Origin of the sequence: Nocardia sp. PE-7, from assembly GCF_030486425.1 — a bacterium.
In the GTDB taxonomy this organism is placed as follows: Bacteria; Actinomycetota; Actinomycetes; order Mycobacteriales; family Mycobacteriaceae; genus Nocardia; species Nocardia salmonicida_A.
In genome coordinates, this window is record NZ_CP129614.1 from 3,197,003 (window position 1) to 3,215,481 (window position 18,479).

At 66.9% G+C, this 18,479-nt stretch carries 19 protein-coding genes; 5 read left to right on the forward strand and 14 right to left on the reverse strand.

Features of this window, described 5'->3' with window-relative positions; all coding sequences use genetic code 11:
• Positions 1–87: 87 nt before the first annotated feature.
• Positions 88–636 carry a DUF1062 domain-containing protein gene (locus tag QX204_RS14995; protein WP_301907465.1) on the reverse strand — a complete coding sequence of 183 codons (549 nt, stop codon included), beginning with the start codon at positions 634–636 and terminating at the stop codon, positions 88–90.
• 364 nt (positions 637–1,000) lie between these two features.
• On the opposite strand from QX204_RS14995, the gene QX204_RS15000 reads away from it, so the two are divergent.
• Positions 1,001–1,360, forward strand: coding sequence for a hypothetical protein (locus QX204_RS15000; RefSeq protein WP_301907467.1), 360 nt, complete (start codon positions 1,001–1,003; stop codon positions 1,358–1,360).
• On the opposite strand, the gene QX204_RS15005 is transcribed toward QX204_RS15000, so the two are convergent.
• From QX204_RS15005 to QX204_RS15040, 8 genes are all read right to left on the reverse strand, one after another.
• Positions 1,340–1,618, reverse strand: a complete 279-nt coding sequence (locus tag QX204_RS15005; protein WP_301907468.1) for a hypothetical protein — start codon at positions 1,616–1,618, stop codon at positions 1,340–1,342. The genes QX204_RS15000 and QX204_RS15005 overlap by 21 nt on opposite strands.
• The gene (locus QX204_RS15010) at positions 1,605–2,849 is read right to left on the reverse strand and encodes an MFS transporter (protein ID WP_301907469.1); all 1,245 of its coding nucleotides are present in this window, start codon (positions 2,847–2,849) and stop codon (positions 1,605–1,607) included. The genes QX204_RS15005 and QX204_RS15010 overlap by 14 nt, the downstream gene beginning before the upstream one ends.
• Positions 2,850–2,938: 89 nt before the next feature.
• The gene (locus tag QX204_RS15015; RefSeq protein WP_301907470.1) at positions 2,939–3,226 is read right to left on the reverse strand and encodes a hypothetical protein; all 288 of its coding nucleotides are present in this window, start codon (positions 3,224–3,226) and stop codon (positions 2,939–2,941) included.
• 23 nt (positions 3,227–3,249) lie between these two features.
• Entirely contained in the window at positions 3,250–3,552 is a 303-nt protein-coding gene (locus tag QX204_RS15020) for a hypothetical protein (RefSeq protein ID WP_301907471.1), read from the reverse strand.
• A gap of 52 nt (positions 3,553–3,604) precedes the next feature.
• Complete coding sequence (locus tag QX204_RS15025; RefSeq protein WP_301907473.1) at positions 3,605–4,165, reverse strand: DUF4334 domain-containing protein; 561 nt, start codon at positions 4,163–4,165, stop codon at positions 3,605–3,607.
• A gap of 14 nt (positions 4,166–4,179) precedes the next feature.
• The gene (locus QX204_RS15030) at positions 4,180–5,844 is read right to left on the reverse strand and encodes a GMC oxidoreductase (RefSeq protein ID WP_301907474.1); all 1,665 of its coding nucleotides are present in this window, start codon (positions 5,842–5,844) and stop codon (positions 4,180–4,182) included.
• A complete protein-coding gene (locus QX204_RS15035) occupies positions 5,841–7,289 on the reverse strand; it encodes a flavin-containing monooxygenase (RefSeq protein ID WP_301907475.1) in 1,449 nt (482 codons plus the stop codon). The genes QX204_RS15030 and QX204_RS15035 overlap by 4 nt, the downstream gene beginning before the upstream one ends.
• The gene (locus tag QX204_RS15040) at positions 7,286–8,080 is read right to left on the reverse strand and encodes an alpha/beta fold hydrolase (protein WP_301907476.1); all 795 of its coding nucleotides are present in this window, start codon (positions 8,078–8,080) and stop codon (positions 7,286–7,288) included. The genes QX204_RS15035 and QX204_RS15040 overlap by 4 nt, the downstream gene beginning before the upstream one ends.
• A 140-nt stretch (positions 8,081–8,220) precedes the next feature.
• On the opposite strand from QX204_RS15040, the gene QX204_RS15045 reads away from it, so the two are divergent.
• Positions 8,221–8,880, forward strand: coding sequence for a TetR/AcrR family transcriptional regulator (locus QX204_RS15045; protein ID WP_301907477.1), 660 nt, complete (start codon positions 8,221–8,223; stop codon positions 8,878–8,880).
• Positions 8,881–8,898: 18 nt separating this feature from the next.
• Here the strand turns inward: QX204_RS15045 and QX204_RS15050 are convergent, their stop codons facing one another.
• The 3 genes from QX204_RS15050 to QX204_RS15060 are packed head-to-tail and all read right to left on the reverse strand — an operon-like array spanning position 8,899 to position 11,112.
• Positions 8,899–9,528 (reverse strand): TetR/AcrR family transcriptional regulator, encoded by a 630-nt coding sequence (locus tag QX204_RS15050; RefSeq protein ID WP_301907478.1) that lies wholly within the window; start codon positions 9,526–9,528, stop codon positions 8,899–8,901.
• Between the two features lie 25 nt (positions 9,529–9,553).
• Entirely contained in the window at positions 9,554–10,642 is a 1,089-nt protein-coding gene (locus tag QX204_RS15055; protein ID WP_301907479.1) for an NAD(P)-dependent alcohol dehydrogenase, read from the reverse strand.
• Positions 10,642–11,112, reverse strand: coding sequence for a DUF4334 domain-containing protein (locus tag QX204_RS15060; protein WP_301907480.1), 471 nt, complete (start codon positions 11,110–11,112; stop codon positions 10,642–10,644). The genes QX204_RS15055 and QX204_RS15060 overlap by 1 nt, the downstream gene beginning before the upstream one ends.
• A 94-nt stretch (positions 11,113–11,206) precedes the next feature.
• Between QX204_RS15060 and QX204_RS15065 the strand changes: the two genes are divergently transcribed.
• A complete protein-coding gene (locus QX204_RS15065; RefSeq protein WP_301907481.1) occupies positions 11,207–11,770 on the forward strand; it encodes a TetR family transcriptional regulator in 564 nt (187 codons plus the stop codon).
• 303 nt (positions 11,771–12,073) lie between these two features.
• The gene (locus tag QX204_RS15070) at positions 12,074–12,682 is read left to right on the forward strand and encodes a GDSL-type esterase/lipase family protein (protein ID WP_301907482.1); all 609 of its coding nucleotides are present in this window, start codon (positions 12,074–12,076) and stop codon (positions 12,680–12,682) included.
• A 3-nt stretch (positions 12,683–12,685) separates the two neighbouring features.
• On the opposite strand, the gene car is transcribed toward QX204_RS15070, so the two are convergent.
• Both car and QX204_RS15080 read right to left on the reverse strand, forming a co-directional pair.
• The gene (gene car / locus QX204_RS15075; RefSeq protein ID WP_301907483.1) at positions 12,686–16,144 is read right to left on the reverse strand and encodes a carboxylic acid reductase; all 3,459 of its coding nucleotides are present in this window, start codon (positions 16,142–16,144) and stop codon (positions 12,686–12,688) included.
• Positions 16,141–17,640 carry a carboxylesterase/lipase family protein gene (locus QX204_RS15080; protein ID WP_301907484.1) on the reverse strand — a complete coding sequence of 500 codons (1,500 nt, stop codon included), beginning with the start codon at positions 17,638–17,640 and terminating at the stop codon, positions 16,141–16,143. Before QX204_RS15080 ends, car begins: the two co-directional genes overlap by 4 nt.
• A gap of 95 nt (positions 17,641–17,735) precedes the next feature.
• Between QX204_RS15080 and QX204_RS15085 the strand changes: the two genes are divergently transcribed.
• Positions 17,736–18,479: a uracil-DNA glycosylase gene (locus QX204_RS15085; protein WP_301907485.1), complete on the forward strand. Its 744-nt coding sequence runs from the start codon at positions 17,736–17,738 to the stop codon at positions 18,477–18,479.

The window sequence follows — 18,479 nt, forward strand, 5'->3', positions numbered from 1 at the left end:
CCTGCGGGGGTCCGACATTTTCGAGCCCGCCATGGCTGGGTGCCCGTCCGGCAGGTTCTCCGGACGGGCACCCAGCCATCAGAAAGCTCAGCGCTTCAGGGTGAAGGTGAAGTCACCGGAGAGCTTGCCGCTCAGGCGAACTGCTGAGACAAGACGTCCCTCGGCGATCAGTTTCTCGACCTGGGCTCGCGAGAGCCCGAAGCCGTCAGCGATCAGTCGTACCGGCCGGAGAGGGATCCGCGTCGCGAAAAGAACCGACACCTCGACTACCTCGCAGTCGAGGTGGTCGGACCCGCCGGTGTCGAGGCGCCAGGCGTTGTCCCAGTCCAGGGAGATGCGGTTGCGGCGTTGCACGACCGGGTCCTGGAGTAACTCGGCTGTCAGGTCCGGGTCGTTGTCATGCATCCGGTCCAGCAGTTCGGATCGCACCGAACGCACAGTCACCCGCTCCATGATCGAGAGTTTTGTGGTGTCCCCGCAGGAGATACAGCGCGCGAGGAGCCACGCATCGAGGAGCTTGTGGTGTGCGTTGACGCGAAATTTCGTGCTGGCCCGGAAGCGCGCGGACGCGCATGCGTGGCAGCGGCGGCGAATGAGGGGCAGGCAGGTGGGCACGACCACCCAGATTTTGAGCATAGAAGTACACCCGTTTCGGTGAGAAGTCCGCAGCACAAGACCGCGCGGCGCGAAATGCGCGGCGCGTGAAATTCACTGCTCGGGAGGTCTCACAGGATGTACAACGGCACGTCCTCGGCTAGATGACTTGGTTCGGCAGCATCGTAATGACGCACAGCGGTGTTGCTCCAACGGTTTTCGAGCAGACGCACGACTTGTTGCCCGCTCGGTCGACCACGGCCGTTCACGGGACGAATCCCTACCTCCCCCACCGACTTCCGACCGCTGACCACTGTTTGACTCTGCGGGAGGCGGGCATTCGAACTGAGCTAGGACAAACCTCTACCGGAGGGACCGGGTCGTGTTCACACATCTACGAGGGGCCATGTTGATCGGGCTGCTGGTTGTTGCCGGCTGCGCCACCAGCACCGAGGCGCCGGATCCCGGTTTGCCGCCGTCGCCCGCGGGCGCACCGGAGATCTCCGACGCGGCCGGCGTGCACCTGTGCGAGATGCTGGCGCCGGATCTCGATAATTGGCGTCAGCAGGGGTTCAATGTCGCGCGGGTGTCGTTCAACGCCACGGTGCAGAACTGGGCGGTGCGCAGCGGCGGCATCAATGTCGCGGTGGCTCGCAATCGCGAGGTGATCGATACGGTCACGCTGAAGCACTGCGTCGATGTGCGCCAGCAGGCATTGCAGGCTCTGGATGTGCCGAATCTGGCCTCAGCGCTCGCCGGAGTGTGAGGCGGCGTCGGCAGCCGTGGCGGTCGAGGTGTTCTCGATGCCCCCGGCCCCACGGCGCCGATCACGCAACACCAGCACAGCGGCCGCGACCGCCCAGATCACCGCGAACGCGATCGCGCGCATCAGACTCCAGTTCACCATCAGCATCACGAGGGCGACACCGCCGAACAGTGTCAACAGCCGACCAGTACTCGTCTGACCTTTCATCGCCAGATCATCCCACGACCGCACCGACCTGCCGCCCTCAGCTTTCGACATGCACGGGCGGACTCTCGTCGCGGATGCGGGGGCGGCGAGTGGTCCAGGCCAGCGCGGGCACGATCAGCAGCGCGATCCCGGCACCGAGCAACGCCAGGCCCGGGTAGTCGGTGAAGGCCACGACGACACCGGATCCGAGCCCACCCCCGGCACCGGCGACCGCGATTCCCACATCGGCGGTGCCCTGCGTGCGCGCACGGGTGGCGACCGGCGTCGCATCCGCGATCATCGTCGTCCCCGCGACCAACCCCAGATTCCACCCGATTCCGAGAAGCCCGAGCGCTACCGCCAGCGCCGCCACCGAACTCGGCGGGGCGAGTGCCGCGGCCGAACCAGCGGCGACCAGCGTGCCTGCGGCCGCCACGGCCACCGGGCCCGATCCGAACCTATCGACGAGCACTCCCGACAGCAACGACGGTAGATACATCCCCGCGACGTGCACCGCGATCACGAACCCCGCCGCGCCGACACCGTGCCCGTGATGCTGCATGTGGATCGGGGTCATCGTCATGACCGCGGCCATGACCAACTGCGTCACGATCATGACCGTCGTCCCGGCCACGATCGGCGCCGACCACCGCGTCGGAGCGTCCGTCACGACATCCTCACCGGGCGGCTCGACGAGGGTGCGGGCGAGCACGAGTGGATCCGGGCGCAACATCACCCACAACACCAGCGCCGCGAGCACATAGGCCGCCCCGGACAGCACGAACGGACCAGACAATGCTGGAATACCCCACCGCACAGCCATATTAGACATCGGCGCCGTGAGATTGGGCCCGACCACCGCACCCACTGTCGTCGCCACCAACACCGTGCTGATGGCGCGGGCCCGATGTGCGGGCTGCGCCAGATCGGCGCCGGCGTATCGCGCTTGCAGACTGGTCGCGGTGCCCGCCCCGTAGACGATCAGCGAGACGAACAGCAACGGCAGACTCTCGGTCACCGCGGCCGCCACCACCCCGAAACTTCCCAGGCCACCCGTCAGATACCCGAGCGTGAGCCCCGCTCGACGCCCGGCCCGCTGCGAGATCCGACCCACCGCGACCGCCGCGGCAGCCGACCCGACGGTGAACATCGCGCTGGGCAATCCGGCCAGCCCGGTGGACCCGAGCATGTCTTGCGCCAGCAGCGCGCCGACCGTGAGTCCCGCGGCAAGCCCCGCGCCACTGAAGATCTGCGCCGCGACCAACACCGCCAGCGTGCGCCGTTGCGCGGGATGCTCGCTCATGAGCATCACACTGCGGCAAAAATGGACAAAGGTCCAGCCGCTAGGACGCCGAAGTACCGAGCACGTCCCGCATCACCGCGACCCCGTGCTCACCGCAAGTAGGGCCCCAGCGCGATATTCACCTCGGACCCGACATCCTCGATCGAAATGATCGGCCAGATCCGACCGGGCAACATCGTCCCCGCGGCCGTGGCATAGCCGACCACATCCAGCGCCGCGCTCCCGTCGTCGTCATGCAGAATCCCCGCCGCGGTGCGCACACCATCGGAGAACACCACGTCGAACTCGTCGGCTATCCGATCGGCGCGCACAACCACGCCGGGGAACAGATGCGAGTAGTCGACGGTGATCCGTCCGGGCTCGACACTTTCCTCCATCGGATTCCTCTCGTTGTCCGACGTCAGTGACCGCACGGATCCGTGAGATGTAGTCCCTCACTCACCTTGATCCGGCGATGCTCGACGAGCACGATCCCCATCCCGAGCAGCAAACACACGCCGGTGAGGATTCCTGCGATCACCGCCCATCCGACAAATCCGGAACCGGCCGCCGTCAGGGTGGCCGCGAGCATCACGATGCCGATCCCGACAAGCAACAGCCCCGGCCAATTGAGCGAGTCCTGGACCAACTCCCCCGCATGCGAGCGCGTCGTGCGTTCGGTATCGGGAAACTTGTGTTGATGGGGATCGATGTAGTCAGTCATGGCACGGCCTCCTTTCGATGATGGTTCTACCCATCCGGCGCGTACCCCCGATTCAATCGGGCAAACGACCACCATCGTGCGTGTTCTCGCGAGCGAGCACGAAAAAGTACGGCTCGGGGAAATCGCGGTAGTCCATCAGGCCCAAGACGGTGTCCTCGTCGACCCGGCGGAACACATCGATGATCGCCCGATGGTCGTACACCATCGCCGTGGTGACGACCCCACGATGCTCGACCGAGCGCAACCGCGCCCGATAGTCGCGGGCACGCAACGCCGGCTTCAACACCCCGAGCAGCCCGCGACCCCGGTCGACAATCGAGGTCGGCACCTTGCCGACCAGGCCCAACGGCACCTTCTGCGGATCGACAGCGAAGATGTCGCCCGTCCGGTCACGAAACAGCAGCGGATGCACACTGTCGAGGCCGTCGAACTGCTTGCCGTACCAGCCCGACGCCACGAGCAGCCCGTCCATCGGGTGCCCGGTGGCCAGCTCGCGACCGTGCCAGCGGCCACTGAGCTGCGATGCGGGCACCGGCGGCAGACTGTCGAACAGAGCCAGCGCCGCCTCCCGGGAACAGACCGGTTCGAGCGCGGTGAGTTGGTCGATCGTCATGAAAATCCTCTTTCTCAGGCAGGCAGTCGGAGCGCGCCGGGCGCGGACGCGGGTACCGCGGGACGTTCCGGGGCGACCGGACTGATCCGCTGGTAGGCGGCACCGAGCTCAGGACGCGGATCCGGCTCGCCCTTGTTGGGCCAGAACGCCATCGCCCGCTCGGCCTGCGCGGTGATGGTCAGCGACGGGTTCACGCCGAGATTGGCGGTGATCGCGCTGCCGTCGGCGATGTGCAGGCCGGGATAGCCGTAGACGCGCTGGTAGGGGTCGATCACGCCGGTATCGCGAGAGTCGCCGATGGTGCAACCACCGATGTAATGCGCGGTCGCGGGGATATTGAAGATATCGGTGGCGATGTTGCCGGTGATGCCGTCGGACTCGGCCGCGTAGCGACGGGCGATATCGTGCGCCATGGGAATCCACTCCGGATTCGGCTCACCACTGCCCTGTTTGGTCACCAACCGCTTGCCCTTCAGATACGAAGTCAGCGAATTGTCCAGCGATTGCATGACCAGCAAGATCACCGACCGCTCCGAAGCACCGTACGCGTTCTGCGAACGCAGGAATTGCACCGGATGCAAAAACATCGTCAGCAGAAGCCGCAGGAAACGGAACGCCCCGCCGTCGATCATCGGCACGGTCTGCAAGAACAGCGCGTTCTGTCCCTTGCCGTAGGTGCACACCTCCACATGCGTCTGCGGTTCCGGGTGAATCGACGACGTGATCGCCACACCCTGGGCGAAATCGTGGCGCGACTTGCTGGTGACCCCGATGATCGCCTCGGAATTACTGCGCGTCAGCTCACCGAGCCGCGAGGACAACTCCGGCAACGTGCCGTCGCCCCGCAACTTGTGCAGCAACTTCTGAGTGCCCAGCGCCGCCGCCGCGAACACCACCTGCTCGGCGGTGAACGTGCGACGCTGCTTGCGCACCCAACCGTTGGACTGCACCGTCTCCACGCGATAACCGCCGTTACCGTCGGGGGTTACCGCCGTCACGGTGGTCAACGGATGCACCTGTGCGCCGTTGCTCTCGGCCAGGTGCAGGTAATTGAGCGTGGTGGTGTTCTTGGCATTGTGCTTGCAGCCGGTGAAGCACTCCGAGCAGTGGATACACCCCGCCCGGCGCGGACCGGCACCACCGAAGTACGGGTCATCGACCTCCACGCCCTCGGAACCCTCGTTGAAGAAGACACCGACATGGGTGCGATGGAAGGTATCGGCGACCTTCAGATCCCGCGCGACCTGCAACAGCACGTCGTCCTTCGGCCCGATCCGCGGATTCTCCACCACACCCAGCATCCGCGCGGCCTGGTCGTAATACGGCGCGAGCTCGGACTTCCAATCGGTGATGTGGGCCCACGCGCGATCGCGATAGAACTCCGGCAGCGGTTCATACAGCGTGTTGCCATAGATCAGCGACCCGCCGCCCACGCCCGAACCGCTGAAGACCAGGCACTTACCCAGCGCGCTGATCCGCTGCGGGCCGGTCAGACCCAGACGCGGCGCCCAGATGGCCTTGGGAATGTTCCAGTTGGTCTTCGGATAGTCCTCGGCGTCCCAGCGCCTACCGGATTCGAGCACACCTACCCGATAGCCCTTTTCGGTCAGCCGCAGCGCGGTCACGCTGCCACCGAAACCGGAACCGACGACGATCACGTCGTAGTCGTAGTCGTTCATCGTGACACCACCTCATAGTCGGCGGGATCGAACCGCGCCTGTTTCTTGTATTGGATTCCGAGCAAGGGCCAGTTGGTCGTGATGCGCCCGTCGGCCTGGCGATACCACGACGAACACCGGGTCCACACACTTCCGGTGAGCTGCGCCTGGATCCGCTCGTCGTAGGCCTGTTCCACGTCCGGACGAACCGTCAGCGCGCGACCGGACGCCGCGAGATGGGCGACATAGTCGCCGAGGTACTTCGCCTGCGCTTCCAGGAAGTAGATGATCGAACCGCCACCGGTATTGGTATTGGGGCCGTACATGATGAACAGGTTCGGAAACCGCGGCACGGTCATCCCGTAGTAGGCGTGCGCACCGCTGTCCCACTCCTGCGTCAGTTCCCTGCCCTGCGCGCCCGTGATCGTCATCGGGGCCAAGAACTCGGTGCTGGTGAAACCGGTGCCCCAGATGATGACGTCGACCTCGTGGTCCCGCCCGTCAGCGGTGCGCACACCCGAGGGAGTGATCTCGGCGATCCGCTCGGTGGTCACCTCCACGTTCGCTTCTGCCAGGGCAGGAAGATAATTGTCGGAGAACAGGATTCGCTTGCAGCCGACCGGATAGTCCGGCCAGACCTTCTCGAAAAGCCCCGGCTTGGCCTTGGTCTGCCTGCGCATATGCCACTTCGACACGGCCTTGATCGCGGCCGCGAGAGGTTTGGAGTACACCCAGGCGACGCTGAGCCCTTCGACCACGCTGTACCAGGTCGCGCGTTCGGCGAGCTCGGTCACCGGCAGCTTCTCGAACACCCGGTGATGGCGCTCGGAGAACTCCCGATCCGGGCGCGGGATGATGTAGGGCGCGGTCCGCTGGAACAGCGTCAGCTTCTCGGCCTGCTGTTGCACCTCGGGAACGAACTGGATCGCGCTCGCCCCGGTGCCGATGACAGCCACGCGCTTGCCGGTCAGGTCGATGTCGTGATCCCACTCCGCGGAATGGAAACTACTGCCGCCGAAGCTGTCTCGACCATCGATCGCAGGCACCGCGGGCCGCGACAGCTGCCCGACCGCCGACACCAGCACATCGACCACCACGGTCTCCCCGCCACCGAGCCGGACCGACCACTTGCCGGTCGCGTCGTCGAACGCGGCACCGAGCACCTCGACGCCGAAGCGGATATGGCGCCGGACATCGTATTTGTCGGCGACATGCCTGATGTAGTCGAGAATCACCGGCTGCCGTGAGAATCGGTGCGGCCAGCGCGGATTCGGTTCGAACGAGTAGGAGTAGAACGGGGACGGCACATCACAGGCAGCACCGGGATAGGTGTTCTCCCGCCAGACGCCACCGACATCGTCAGCCTTCTCGAACACGACAATGTCGTCGAAGCCGCGCTTCTTCAGTTCGATGACGGCCGCCAAGCCGCCGAACCCGCTGCCGATGACTGCAATGGACGGGGTCATGAGGTCCCTTCGAGAACGATGCGAGCACAGGTATCGGGGTCGTCGCTGAACGGGAGGTGCCCGCAGCCGGGAAGGTCGAGATGGCGCGCGAACGGCAGCACCACGCGCGCACGCGCGCTCTGGGTGCGGTGCACGAGCACGACGTCGCGGGTGCCCCACGCGATCGTCACCGGAATCTCACCCAACGAGCCACGGTCGTCGCCGGGATCGAGGACGTAATTGTCGAAGTCGTCGCGTGCGGCCGCGAACGAGGTGGCCCCGGCCAGCCCCGCCAAGTCGGTACGCGCGGCATCGGGGTCGACGCTCACCGGGTGACCGAACATGCTCGAGAGCAGGATCCTGCGGCCGACGGGATAGTCGACCAGCCGGTCCAAGGTCGGCCCGACAGTGCGGGCGGCACCACGCATGCTCGTGAGCAGGACCTGAGTCCACCGCCGTCCGACCGGTCCGTAGAAGCCGACCGGCGAGAACGCGGTGACCCCGGACGCGACTCCGGTGCGACCCAGTTCGAGGGCGATGCCGCCACCCATGGAGCTGCCTACCACGTGCGGGCGTGCGATTTCGTTGTCGGCCAGCCAGCGCGTGAGCCAGGCGGCGTACCCGCGCGGCCCCGGCCGGACATCGTCGAGCGCCGGCGAGTCACCGAAACCGGGTAGGTCGATCGCGATGACCTCGTGCTGATCGGCCAGTTGGTCGATGATCGGCGCGAAGACCTGCCAGCGACTGCCGAGGCCGTGCACCAGCACGATCGGCGCACCACTACCCCGGCGGAGGTGAGAGATCTGCGTCATCGCAGCCTTTCATCCAGAGAAACAGTTACTGCGTACGGTATGTTGATTGCACCAGCTCGATCCGCCAGCGTCAAGTGGTGACCGCAGACACATTTCACCCAATCTACCGAATCTTGTCGGCAGGACGTACGATTTCTCAGGTGACCGTGCAACCACCGCGCCGCACCCAGGCCGAACGTCGGGCATCCACCCGCGCCAGAATCTTGGCCTGTACTGCCGAATGCCTGCTCGAACGCGGCTACGCGGCGACCACCGTCAGCGCGGTCCAAGAACGCGCCGGGCTCGCCCGCGGCACCGTGCAGCACCACTTCCCCACCAGAGCCGAACTGCTCATCGCCGCCACCACCGAGGTAGTCGACATCCGGCTCGAGAAGTTCCGACGCGAAGCCGAACTCCTCCCGCCCGGCCGCGACCGACTCCAATCCGTCGTCGACCTCGCCTGGCGCGACCTCAACAGCCCCGCCTTCTTCATCGCCCTCGACCTCTGGGTGGCCGCGCGCACCGACACCGAACTCCGCGACCAGCTCGTCACCGAAGAACGTCGCGTATTCACCGAAATGCGCAGGCTCTACCTGCAAGTACTCGGCGAGCCCTATGCCACCGACCCGCGCGCCGAGGTCCTCGTCGAATTCACCATCGACATGCTCACCGGACTCTCGATGACCGCCATGCTCACCGGAACACTCGGCGAACGCGAGGCGGTGCTGCGCCGATGGAAGCGCGCACTGGCCGTACTCGCCGGACAACTCCCCAGCGATGAACTTCTCGACGGAAGCCCACTGCCCATCGGGGCGAGCTGACCACTCGCGACGTCGCTTCTAGCCGCCCGAAGTCTGCACGCCGGACAATCCGTTCCAGCACAGCGCCACGACAGTGTCGACAGCCTCGACCATCGGAATCGGACGACCCGTGTCGAGCCACTGCCGTGCCGCGAGATGGCTTGCGCCCACCACCCCGAACGCGCACGCGTACGCACGGACGTCATCCATACCCGCCGCACGCAGCTCCGCGCTGACCAACACCGCGCATTCGCCCATGGCATTGCGCACCCGCCACCGCACACACGGCTCACTCGGCACCGGCGACTCGAAGACCAAGGTGTGCCCACCGGCGTCCTCGTCGACGAAATCGAAATAGGCCCGCACCGCGCGACGCACCTTGTCCTCTTGACCGTCGGCGTCGGCCAGCGCGTCCCGGATTCCGTCGACCATCCGATCCAGATAACCCTGCAACACAGCGAGATAGAGATCGAGCTTGCTCGCGTAGTGCGTGTACAGCACCGGCTTGCTCATCCCGGCCCGGAGACCGATGTCGTCCATGCTCGCACCGTGATAACCATGGGCGACGAAGACCGAACGCGCGGCACCCAACACCGTGAGCCGTCGCTGGGTGCGGGCAGCCGTCTCGGCGCCCTCGACCGCCGGAGCGTCGTCGAAGAGAAGTGTCATGGGGTATCCGAGGATTCGAGGGTGCTCACCATGTGAGCACCGGTTTGACGACAGCGCCCGCGCGCTGGTCGGCCAACGCGGTACCGACCTCGGTGTGCGGGTAGCGGGCGATCAGGCGCTCGACCGGGAAACGACCGGCCGCGTAAAGATCGAGCAACTGGGGAATGAAGACGGCAGGCACACTGTCGCCTTCGAGGCAGCCACGAATCACTTTCCCGTGCAGCACGAGATCGCCGATATCGACCGGCGGCGCGCCACGGCCGAGACCGACGGCAACCACCGTGGCACCGACAGCGAGCGCGGCGACGGCATCGCCGAGAACAGCGGCGACACCGGTCGTATCGAGCGCGTGGGTCGCACCTCCGTCGGTGAGTTCGCGGATGCGCGGCGCGGTAGGCCCGTCAGCGGGATCCAATGCCGCGTCCGCGCCGAGCTCGACAGCCAGGTCCCGCCGCTCAGCAGACGTTTCGACGACAACCACACGAACCTCGGGAATCGACCGGGCGGCGAGCAAACCCGCCATCCCGACCGCACCCGCCCCGTACACAGCAACCCATGCCCCCGCCTCCGGGCGCAACGCGTTCAGCACAGCGCCCGCGCCGGTCTGGAACCCGCAACCGAACGGCGCCGCCACCGCGAGGTCGATCGCCGGGTCGATCACGATCGTGTTGTCCTCAGTGGTCAACGCATAGCCGGCGAAACTCGACTGACCGAAGAAACCGTCCATTACCGGCGAACCGTCGACGAGCGCCCTGGGTGTGGCGTGCGCGCGCCGTCCGAATTGGTTGAGCGCGGTCGCGCGGTGGCAATAGGCGGGACGATCGGCGGCGCAGTTGCGACAGGCGCCGCAGTGCCGGAAGGTCAGCACGACATGATCGCCGGGCCGGACCGTACGCACGTCGGCCCCGACCGCCGCGACGACGCCCGCGCCCTCGTGTCCGAGCAGAATCGGGCGATCCGCGGCACCCGCGCGACGACTGACCAGATCGGTGTGGCAGATCCCGGCGGCGACGATCCGCACCAGGATCTCCCCGGAGCGGGGCTCGTCGACCTCGATCGGCTCGATCGAGAACTCCGCCGCCGGATCGCGCGACAACACCGCCGTCGTGCGCATCAGGAGACCCGTTCCAGCAGGAAGTAGAAGTATTGGCCGCGCGACAGGACCAGTTCGGCGCGCCCGTTCATGATGCCCATCAACGTGGTGTCGTCGAGCCACTTGAAGTGGTCGAACACCGCGCGGCCGTCGTAGACCATGGTCGCGGTGACCTCGCCGCGGAACTCGACATTCCACAGGGTCGCTTCGCCCTGTCCCAGCTCGACATTCGAGAACAGGGTGCCGTCCTCGGCTCGGCACATCAGCGGCTTCGCGTCGTCGAGAGCGAGGAAATTCTTGCCGTACCAGCGGCTGGCAGGCAGCGCGCGACACAGCGGGTGACCGGTCTGGAACGCGTCGCCGCGCCATTCACCGAGGATCTCCTCGGCGCGAGCCGGGCGTAGCCGGGTCCACAGCTGGTCCAGATCGGCGGTGTCGACACCGTCGGTCTGCTCCCTGAGCTGCTGCCACCGTGGTTTGTCCGCGCTCATCAAAGCCCTCGTCTCACAGAGTTCAGAACCGTCCGGTTCCACAAGGGACCATAGTTCCGAACCAGATGGTTCGGCAAGGGGTACCATTCGGCACATGCGGGCGGCAGGTCAGGCAACACGGGAGCGAATACTCACCGCGGCGAAAGCGGAGTTCGCCGAATTCGGCATCGCCGGTGCTCGGATCAACCGCATCGCGGCCGCCGCGCACGCCAGCAAGGACCGCCTCTACGCGTACTTCCCCGGCAAGAACGAGCTCTACGCCGCTGTCACCGAACGCTGGACCACCGAGACCAGCAGCGAAGCCGCCATGTCCGCCGACGACCTTCCCGCCTATGTTGGGCGCCTGTTCGACCATTTCATCGCCCACCCCGACAACGCCCGGCTCCAAGCCTGGTCCGAACTCGAGCCCTCCGCCGATATCCCCCAGGTGCTGCGGCAAACCATCGACGCGAAACTCGTCGAACTCCGCCGCGGCCAGCACGAAGGACTCGTCACCACCGATATCCCGGCCACGATCCTGCTCCACATGCTCACCGACCTGGCTCGCACGTCAGCCGCCCATGCCAGGGCCGGATCAGTCGTGGCCGGCCGTGACCGCCTGGCGGAGCAACGCTCGGCGATGGTGTCGGCCGTCGCGCGCATCGTGACCCCTCGATAACAACCGGTACCCACCAGCTGGCAGCTCCCCCAGCCTCCTTGTGTCTTTTTGGAGGTGCTTTGTACCTGCTCAAGCCGAGATGATGGATGGATTGGAAACATATATAAATGCGCATATCTGCGTATCGGCATTAAATAAACCGGGAGTTGCGGGGACCAAGATCGTTGACGTGACCCTCGACCACTCGAACCCGGAATGACCAAAGCTATTCAAACCTGTACCGCCCCTTGGTCAACGCGCTCCCCCACCACCGGCCGGACCGAGTAGCACGGCCCCGCTCCCCCACCTCGTACAGTTGCCGGAATGAACGAGGATCTACGCATCTGCTTCATCGGGGACTCCTTCGTCCAGGGCATCGGTGACCCGGAGTACCGCGGTTGGGTCGGCCGCGTGCTCACCGCGACGGGCCCCGCCATCACCGCGTTCAACCTCGGCATCCGGCGCAATACCTCCGACGATGTCCTGCGTCGCTGCTGGCGCGAGGTCGACCCCCGCGCCGTGCCCGGCGCCGACAACCGCCTGGTGATCTCATTCGGCAGCAACGACGCGGTCGTGGAGGACGGAACCGTCCGGGTCGGTAAGGCGCGCTGCCTCGACAACCTCGCGACCCTGCTCGCCGAGAGCCGCGAGCGCGCGATCCATCCACTGGTGATCGGCCCACCGCCTGTCATCGACGGCGGCGAGGAGCACCTGCGCCGAACGATGGAACTCGCCGACGCCATGGCGGAGCTGTGCGGCTCGCGTGACGTGCCCTTCGTCGCCACCACCGAGCGACTGGCCGAAGACCCGACCTGGGCAGGCGAAGCCATGGCGGGCGACGGCGCCCACCCCGGCAGTGACGGTTACCAGCGCTTGGCCGAGCTGATCCTCGATGGCGGGTGGCACTCGTGGATCGCCCGGCCTCAGCCGTGACCGCTATTCCAGAATGCCGAGATGCTTGAGGTCACGGACGTATTTGGCGATGAGATCTGTCGGTAGGTGCGGGATGTCGTTGTCGGGACCGATCTGTGCGGCGCGGACGGCGGCCCGGAAGCCGTCGGCGGGCAGGGCCGAGCCGTGCAGTGGACGGCCGGGCTTGCGGTAGGCGTCGAGTAGCGGGAGCAGGGTGTGCTTGCGCTGGGGTTCGGGCAGGGCACGCAAGGCGGTTTCGAAGCGGGCGAACCAGTCGTCGTAGCTGTCGATGCGATCGATGCGGTGGCCCGCTTCGATCAGCCAGTCGACGAACACGTCGAGGGAGATCCCGTCGTCGTGCGGGTTGAGGACGTCGTAGGTGCGGTACCCACTCGCGGCAGCGGCACCGAGTTCGGTGATGGCCGTGGCGACGAAGTCGACGGGCAGGCCGTCGTAGTGGGCGCGCTGTGGTCGCCCGTGGGAATCGGTGCGGTAGAACGAGGTCGGCGCGAGCCCGGTGACGAGCACACTCAGCAGCAGACGGGTGAACACATCGGGCACATTGAGCTGGCCCCGGAAGTGACTGTGCGCCAAGATCATGTCCGAGCGGAATACCGCGACAGGCAGTCCGAACCGCTCGGCGGCCTCGCGTAACAGAACCTCGCCCGCCCACTTGCTGTTGCCGTAGCCATTGGCATAGGAACCGTCCAGTCGGCGAACCGGACTCATTGTTCGCACGTCGCCGTCCTCGGCGAAGGACTCTCCCTGCGCCGCGACGGCCACCGTCGACAGATAACTCACCGGCTTGCGGGTGGTCGTCAGCGCCAGCCGGATGATCTCCGCCGTGCCGACCACATTCGGGCCGAACAGCTGCGCGTACGGGAGCACATGGTTCACCAGCGCGGCCGAGTGCACGATCAGATCGACCTCACCGGCCAACCGGTCCCAGGTCCGCTGCGGTAGACCGAGATTCGGCTCACCGATATCACCGGGCAGCACTTCCAAGGCGTCCTTCGCGAGAACCTGGAAGTGCACGGCCAGCTCACTGTCGCCGGTGTCGAACGCCGCGTCGAGGCGCTCTCGGGCGGCGACGGCGTCACCGCCACGGACCACGCAGATCACCTTGCCGCCCTCCGGGGCGAGCCGCTCGAGCCAACTCAGCAGCAGGAACCGCCCGAGATAGCCGTTCGCGCCGGTGATCAACACCGTCTTCGCGGGCGTAGCGGCAGGTACGCGCGCGGCGGTGCTGACATCCACGAACTTCTCGAGCGTCAGATCCGCCGCGCGAATCTCGGTAGCGCCCTTGCCGTGCACCGCGTCGGAATCGGTTCTGTGCGTGCCGGGTTCACGCTCCCGTCGCACGTAGTCGGCGATACGCGCCAAGTCGCTGTCCGGTCCGAGCAGCACGTTCACCGGCACGTCCACGGCGAGCAGTTCTCGTAGCAGCGTCGAATACGACAGCGCGGCCAGCGAATCACCGCCGAGATCACCGAATCGTGCGTCCGGGCGCAGATCCGCCGGGTCCCCACCGAGCACGGCGCGAGCGGCACGGGCGACGGTGTCGTACACCGGCAGCCCGGGTGCGTCGCGACGCAGCCGCTGCAGTTCGTCTTCCTGACCCCGCGCGAGGTCGGCGTAGAGCTGCTCGAGTCGCTGCCCGTACCGCTGTTTCAGCTTGGGCCGCAACAGTTTTCCTACCCCGGACAGCATCCCGTCGGCTGTCGAGAACGGTTCGGGCTCGATGATGAAGTCACGCGGAATCTCGTAGGGCTCGAGTTCGGCTGCGGCGGCCGCTCGGTGCAGCGACGCACTCACCGCGGCGCGCAACGCGTCGGCGGGCCCCGCGAGCGCGGCCTCGGTGGGTACGACGACCGCCAGCAGATAGGCGCGTTCGCTGCTGCCGTACACATAGATCTGGCGCACCAGGTCCGCGCCCGCGAACACCGCTTCCAACCGCGACACCGTGACGAACTCGCCCTGGGAGAGCTTGAGAACATTGTTGCGGCGGTCGACATAGGCCAACCGGTCGGGCGCCAACTCGACCACCACATCACCGGTGCGGCAGAACCCGTCGGCATCGAAGACCTCGGCGGTCACCTCGGGGCGGCGGTAGTACCCGGCGATCATGGTGGTCGTCTTGAGCAGCAACTCGCCGCGCGGATACGGCTTGTCGGTGCCGAAATAGCCGAGTTCCGGCACGTCGACGAGTTTGTAATCCAGTACCGGCGGGCGCATCACCTTCGTATCGAAGATCACCCCGCCGCCGGTCTCGGTGGAGCCGTAACCGTCGTGCAAACGCAGGCGCAGCACCGACTCGACGAAGGCACGCAGGTCGGGTGCGATCGGCGCGCTGCCGCACAGCACCGACAGCAGCCGGCCACCCAGGAACTGTTCACGCAGTTCGGTTTTCACCGTGTCGATCGCCGCGTCGCCGCGCTCGGCGACCGCACGCTGGAAACGCTGCAGGATCATGTCGCACACCCGGGGCACCAGGAAGATCTCGGTGGGCCGCACCAGCGAGATGTCGGTGAACAACGTCGACAGGTCCGGCGCCGCCGCGAAATATGCTGTGCCGCCACGCGCGAGCACGCTGTTGAGGGTGAGCCGAGCGGCGATATGGCACATCGGCAGGAAGTTGACATTGATCGCGGTCAGCGGCCGCGCGGGCTGCCAGCCCACCGCGACCAGGCGCTGGGTGTACATCGCGCCTTTGGGTGTACCGGTGCTGCCCGAGGTGTAGATCAGCAGGGCGAGTGGGTCCTCGCCCTGCGCGGGCACGCTCAGCGGAGCCGCGGCGGCGCGGCGACCCTGCTCAATGGTGTCGTCGAGGGTGCTGAGCACGAGCGCCGATCCCCCGGCCCGAAGACGGGCGCGGGCCGCGTCGAGGGCATCCCGGTGATCATCGTCGTCGGCGTGATGGTCGAACACGATCAGCGAACGCGGCGTGACGCCGGACAGGACCGCGTCCACGGCGATGTCCAAATGGGCGGTATCGACCGCGAACACCGTCGGCTCGGTCTCGTCGAGAATCGACCGCAACTGTTCCAGACCCGCGCCGGCCTGCAATGGCACCGCGACCCCACCGAGGTGGATCGTGGCGAGATCGAGCACGGTGTAGTCGGCGCTGGTGAACCCGAGCACTGCGACGAAATCCCCGGTGACGACACCTTCGCGATGCCAGGCCGCGGCGAGCGCGCGAGTGCGCTCCCACACCTGCCCGTAGGTCAGCAGCTCGAACTCCGGCAACAGCTTTCGTGTCGACCGTCCGCCGGTCTCGACCAGCTCGGTACGGCGGGTGCCCAGTGCCGGGCGATCGGCGTAAGCGGTCATGACGGTCTCGACGATGCGCGCCGTCGCGAGTCCGGGGGTCGTCACGATGGCGTGCACATCCTCGACGGGCCGCGCCGCACGGATCTGCTCGTCTTCGACGTAGAGCGCCTTGATGCGGTCGGCCAGCTGCCCCGCAGCGAGCTCCACGGTCATGCTTCACACTTCCGAATGCCTTGCCACGCTTGCCGTTGCGCGGACTCGGGGTCGACCAGCACGCGCGGCGGATGGTCGATGATGGCGGTGGTGCGGCGTTCGGCGGTGTAGGGCGACCACGGCGCCAGCGGTCGGCCGGTGCGGGCGAAGCTGAGCCAGTTGTCCTGGATGTAGTCCTGGACCGCGAGGAAGGCCCGCCTGCCCCCGGCCGCGGTCATCGCGCGCCCGACGGGGCCGTCGACCCAGCCGAAGACGGGGACCAGGTCGAGCGCGTGGGTGGCGCCGAAGCCCGCCAGGTGCAGCGCGCGCGGGGCGTAGTCGTACCGGTACGCGTACGTGGGGGCGTATTTGCTGTGGCCTTCGAGCACGGCCAGCGTCGGACGGAGGAACAGGTGGTCGCCACCGACGCGCACCGCGGTGCGCGCTGCCGGGTAGCCGGGGTAGCTGCTGGTCACCCGTTTCTCGGTGCCGGGCTCGTAGCGGTCGAAGATGGTGCTGAGCTGTTTCGGGGTGTGTGGCACCGACTTGGCGAAGCGCTGGAACAGTGTCGCCTCGTCGCGGTTGGTGCCGATGATCAACGGCACGGGATGCGCGCGGCCCGCCGCGATCGCGTCCAGGGGCGTCTCCGGGAGGAAGTCGCCGTCCGCGACAGGGGCGTAGGGAAAGCTGCCCGGCTCCTCGCGCAGCGAACGGCCGAGCGCGCGGTCGCCCGCCCGGCACAACTCCTTCGCGGATACGGTGCTCAGCACGGTGGCGGCGTCGGCGGGGGTGGCGCCGAGCCGGTCCAGGCAGCGACGAGCGAAGCGGTGCGCCTCCTCCGGTGTCGAGGTCCAGTCAGCGGGGGCGCTCTGGGCGATCGCCCGATGGAACAGGCCGCGCGCGGCGGGCGTCGCCAGCAGGCTGACCACCGCGTGCGCGCCGGCCGATTCACCGAAGATGGTGACGTTGTCGGGGTCACCGCCGAACGCGGCGATATTGCGACGCACCCATTCCAGCGCCGCGACCTGATCGCGAAGTCCGAGGTTCGATTCGAAAACTCGCTCAGCCGTGGAGAATTCGCTGAAGTCGACATACCCGAGCGCGCCGAGGCGATAGTTCACCGACACCACGATCACGTCACCGCGGGCGGCCAACCGTGCGCCGGAATACATGCTCGACGTGCCGATCAGGTATCCGCCGCCATGGAAGAACACCATGACCGGGCGCGGGGTGGTCGACGGCGTCGCAGGCGCGGTGACATTGAGCGTCAGGCAATCCTCCCCGGTGGGCTGCCAGGTTCGCGGGCCGATGCGGGCACCGTTCGGATTCTGCACCGCGGCGTTGCCGAACTCGGTCGCCGACCGGACCCCCGTCCACGGTCGAACAGGCTGGGGCGCACGCAACCGCAACGCTCCGATGGGTGGGGCCGCGTAGGGCAGGGCACGCCAGCGGGCGATTCGACGACCCGCACGACCGCGCACGACTCCGTCGGCGCTCACGATCTCGGTGGACAACATCCCTCGAATGTACGTGGTACCGACGGTACCGCGCAGCTGGTTCGGTCGGCGAACTTTTCCGAAGCCGCATCCGCGCCGCGGACTAGACTGAGTCGATGACCGGCGAGGATCCGGAAAAGGCCCCGTGGGCGGCGGAAAGCGCCCCCGATATCGCCGCATTGGATCGCTTGGTTTCCACCTGCCGTGCCTGCCCCCGACTCGTCGCCTGGCGCGAAGAAGTCGCCGTCGTCAAACGGGCAGCCTTCCGCGACGAAGAGTACTGGGGTCGGCCGGTACCCGGTTTCGGGCCTGCCGACGCTCGCGTTCTCGTGGTCGGCCTCGCCCCCGCCGCCCACGGGGGGAATCGCACCGGGCGCATGTTCACCGGCGACCCGAGCGGCAACGTCCTGTTCGGTGCGCTGCACGCGGTCGGATCGGCGACCGGCGCGCATCCGGTGAGCCGCGACGACGGCATCGAGCTGCTGGACACCCGGCTCACCGCACCGGTGCACTGCGCCCCGCCGGAGAACAAGCCGACACCAGAGGAGCGGCATCGCTGCGCGCCTTTCCTCAGCCGGGAATTGGAATTACTCAGCTCGACGCTTCGCGTGATCGTCGTCCTCGGCGGCTTCGGCTGGCAGGCCCTGTTCACCGTCCTCTCCGCAGGCGACTGGAATGTGCCACGCCCCCGTCCACGTTTCACCCACGGCGCGCAAGTCGTCATCACTCATCCCGACGGCCGATCGGTCACTGTGCTCGGTAGTTACCACGTGAGCCAGCGCAATACCGCCACGGGAAAGGTGAGTCCGGCGATGGTCGAAGACATCCTGCTCCGGGCGAAGACGATCGCCGAGTCCTGA

What these genes read in the sequence shown, in the direction of transcription:
- QX204_RS14995 (WP_301907465.1), bottom strand. Translation starts at nt 636, where the DNA reads ATGCTCAAAATCTGGGTGGTCGTGCCCACCTGCCTGCCCCTCATTCGC.
- QX204_RS15000 (WP_301907467.1), top strand. Translation starts at nt 1,001, where the DNA reads ATGTTGATCGGGCTGCTGGTTGTTGCCGGCTGCGCCACCAGCACCGAG.
- QX204_RS15005 (WP_301907468.1), bottom strand. Translation starts at nt 1,618, where the DNA reads ATGTCGAAAGCTGAGGGCGGCAGGTCGGTGCGGTCGTGGGATGATCTG.
- QX204_RS15010 (WP_301907469.1), bottom strand. Translation starts at nt 2,849, where the DNA reads ATGAGCGAGCATCCCGCGCAACGGCGCACGCTGGCGGTGTTGGTCGCG.
- QX204_RS15015 (WP_301907470.1), bottom strand. Translation starts at nt 3,226, where the DNA reads ATGGAGGAAAGTGTCGAGCCCGGACGGATCACCGTCGACTACTCGCAT.
- QX204_RS15020 (WP_301907471.1), bottom strand. Translation starts at nt 3,552, where the DNA reads ATGACTGACTACATCGATCCCCATCAACACAAGTTTCCCGATACCGAA.
- QX204_RS15025 (WP_301907473.1), bottom strand. Translation starts at nt 4,165, where the DNA reads ATGACGATCGACCAACTCACCGCGCTCGAACCGGTCTGTTCCCGGGAG.
- QX204_RS15030 (WP_301907474.1), bottom strand. Translation starts at nt 5,844, where the DNA reads ATGAACGACTACGACTACGACGTGATCGTCGTCGGTTCCGGTTTCGGT.
- QX204_RS15035 (WP_301907475.1), bottom strand. Translation starts at nt 7,289, where the DNA reads ATGACCCCGTCCATTGCAGTCATCGGCAGCGGGTTCGGCGGCTTGGCG.
- QX204_RS15040 (WP_301907476.1), bottom strand. Translation starts at nt 8,080, where the DNA reads ATGACGCAGATCTCTCACCTCCGCCGGGGTAGTGGTGCGCCGATCGTG.
- QX204_RS15050 (WP_301907478.1), bottom strand. Translation starts at nt 9,528, where the DNA reads ATGACACTTCTCTTCGACGACGCTCCGGCGGTCGAGGGCGCCGAGACG.
- QX204_RS15055 (WP_301907479.1), bottom strand. Translation starts at nt 10,642, where the DNA reads ATGCGCACGACGGCGGTGTTGTCGCGCGATCCGGCGGCGGAGTTCTCG.
- QX204_RS15060 (WP_301907480.1), bottom strand. Translation starts at nt 11,112, where the DNA reads ATGAGCGCGGACAAACCACGGTGGCAGCAGCTCAGGGAGCAGACCGAC.
- QX204_RS15065 (WP_301907481.1), top strand. Translation starts at nt 11,207, where the DNA reads ATGCGGGCGGCAGGTCAGGCAACACGGGAGCGAATACTCACCGCGGCG.
- QX204_RS15070 (WP_301907482.1), top strand. Translation starts at nt 12,074, where the DNA reads ATGAACGAGGATCTACGCATCTGCTTCATCGGGGACTCCTTCGTCCAG.
- car (WP_301907483.1), bottom strand. Translation starts at nt 16,144, where the DNA reads ATGACCGTGGAGCTCGCTGCGGGGCAGCTGGCCGACCGCATCAAGGCG.
- QX204_RS15080 (WP_301907484.1), bottom strand. Translation starts at nt 17,640, where the DNA reads ATGTTGTCCACCGAGATCGTGAGCGCCGACGGAGTCGTGCGCGGTCGT.
- QX204_RS15085 (WP_301907485.1), top strand. Translation starts at nt 17,736, where the DNA reads ATGACCGGCGAGGATCCGGAAAAGGCCCCGTGGGCGGCGGAAAGCGCC.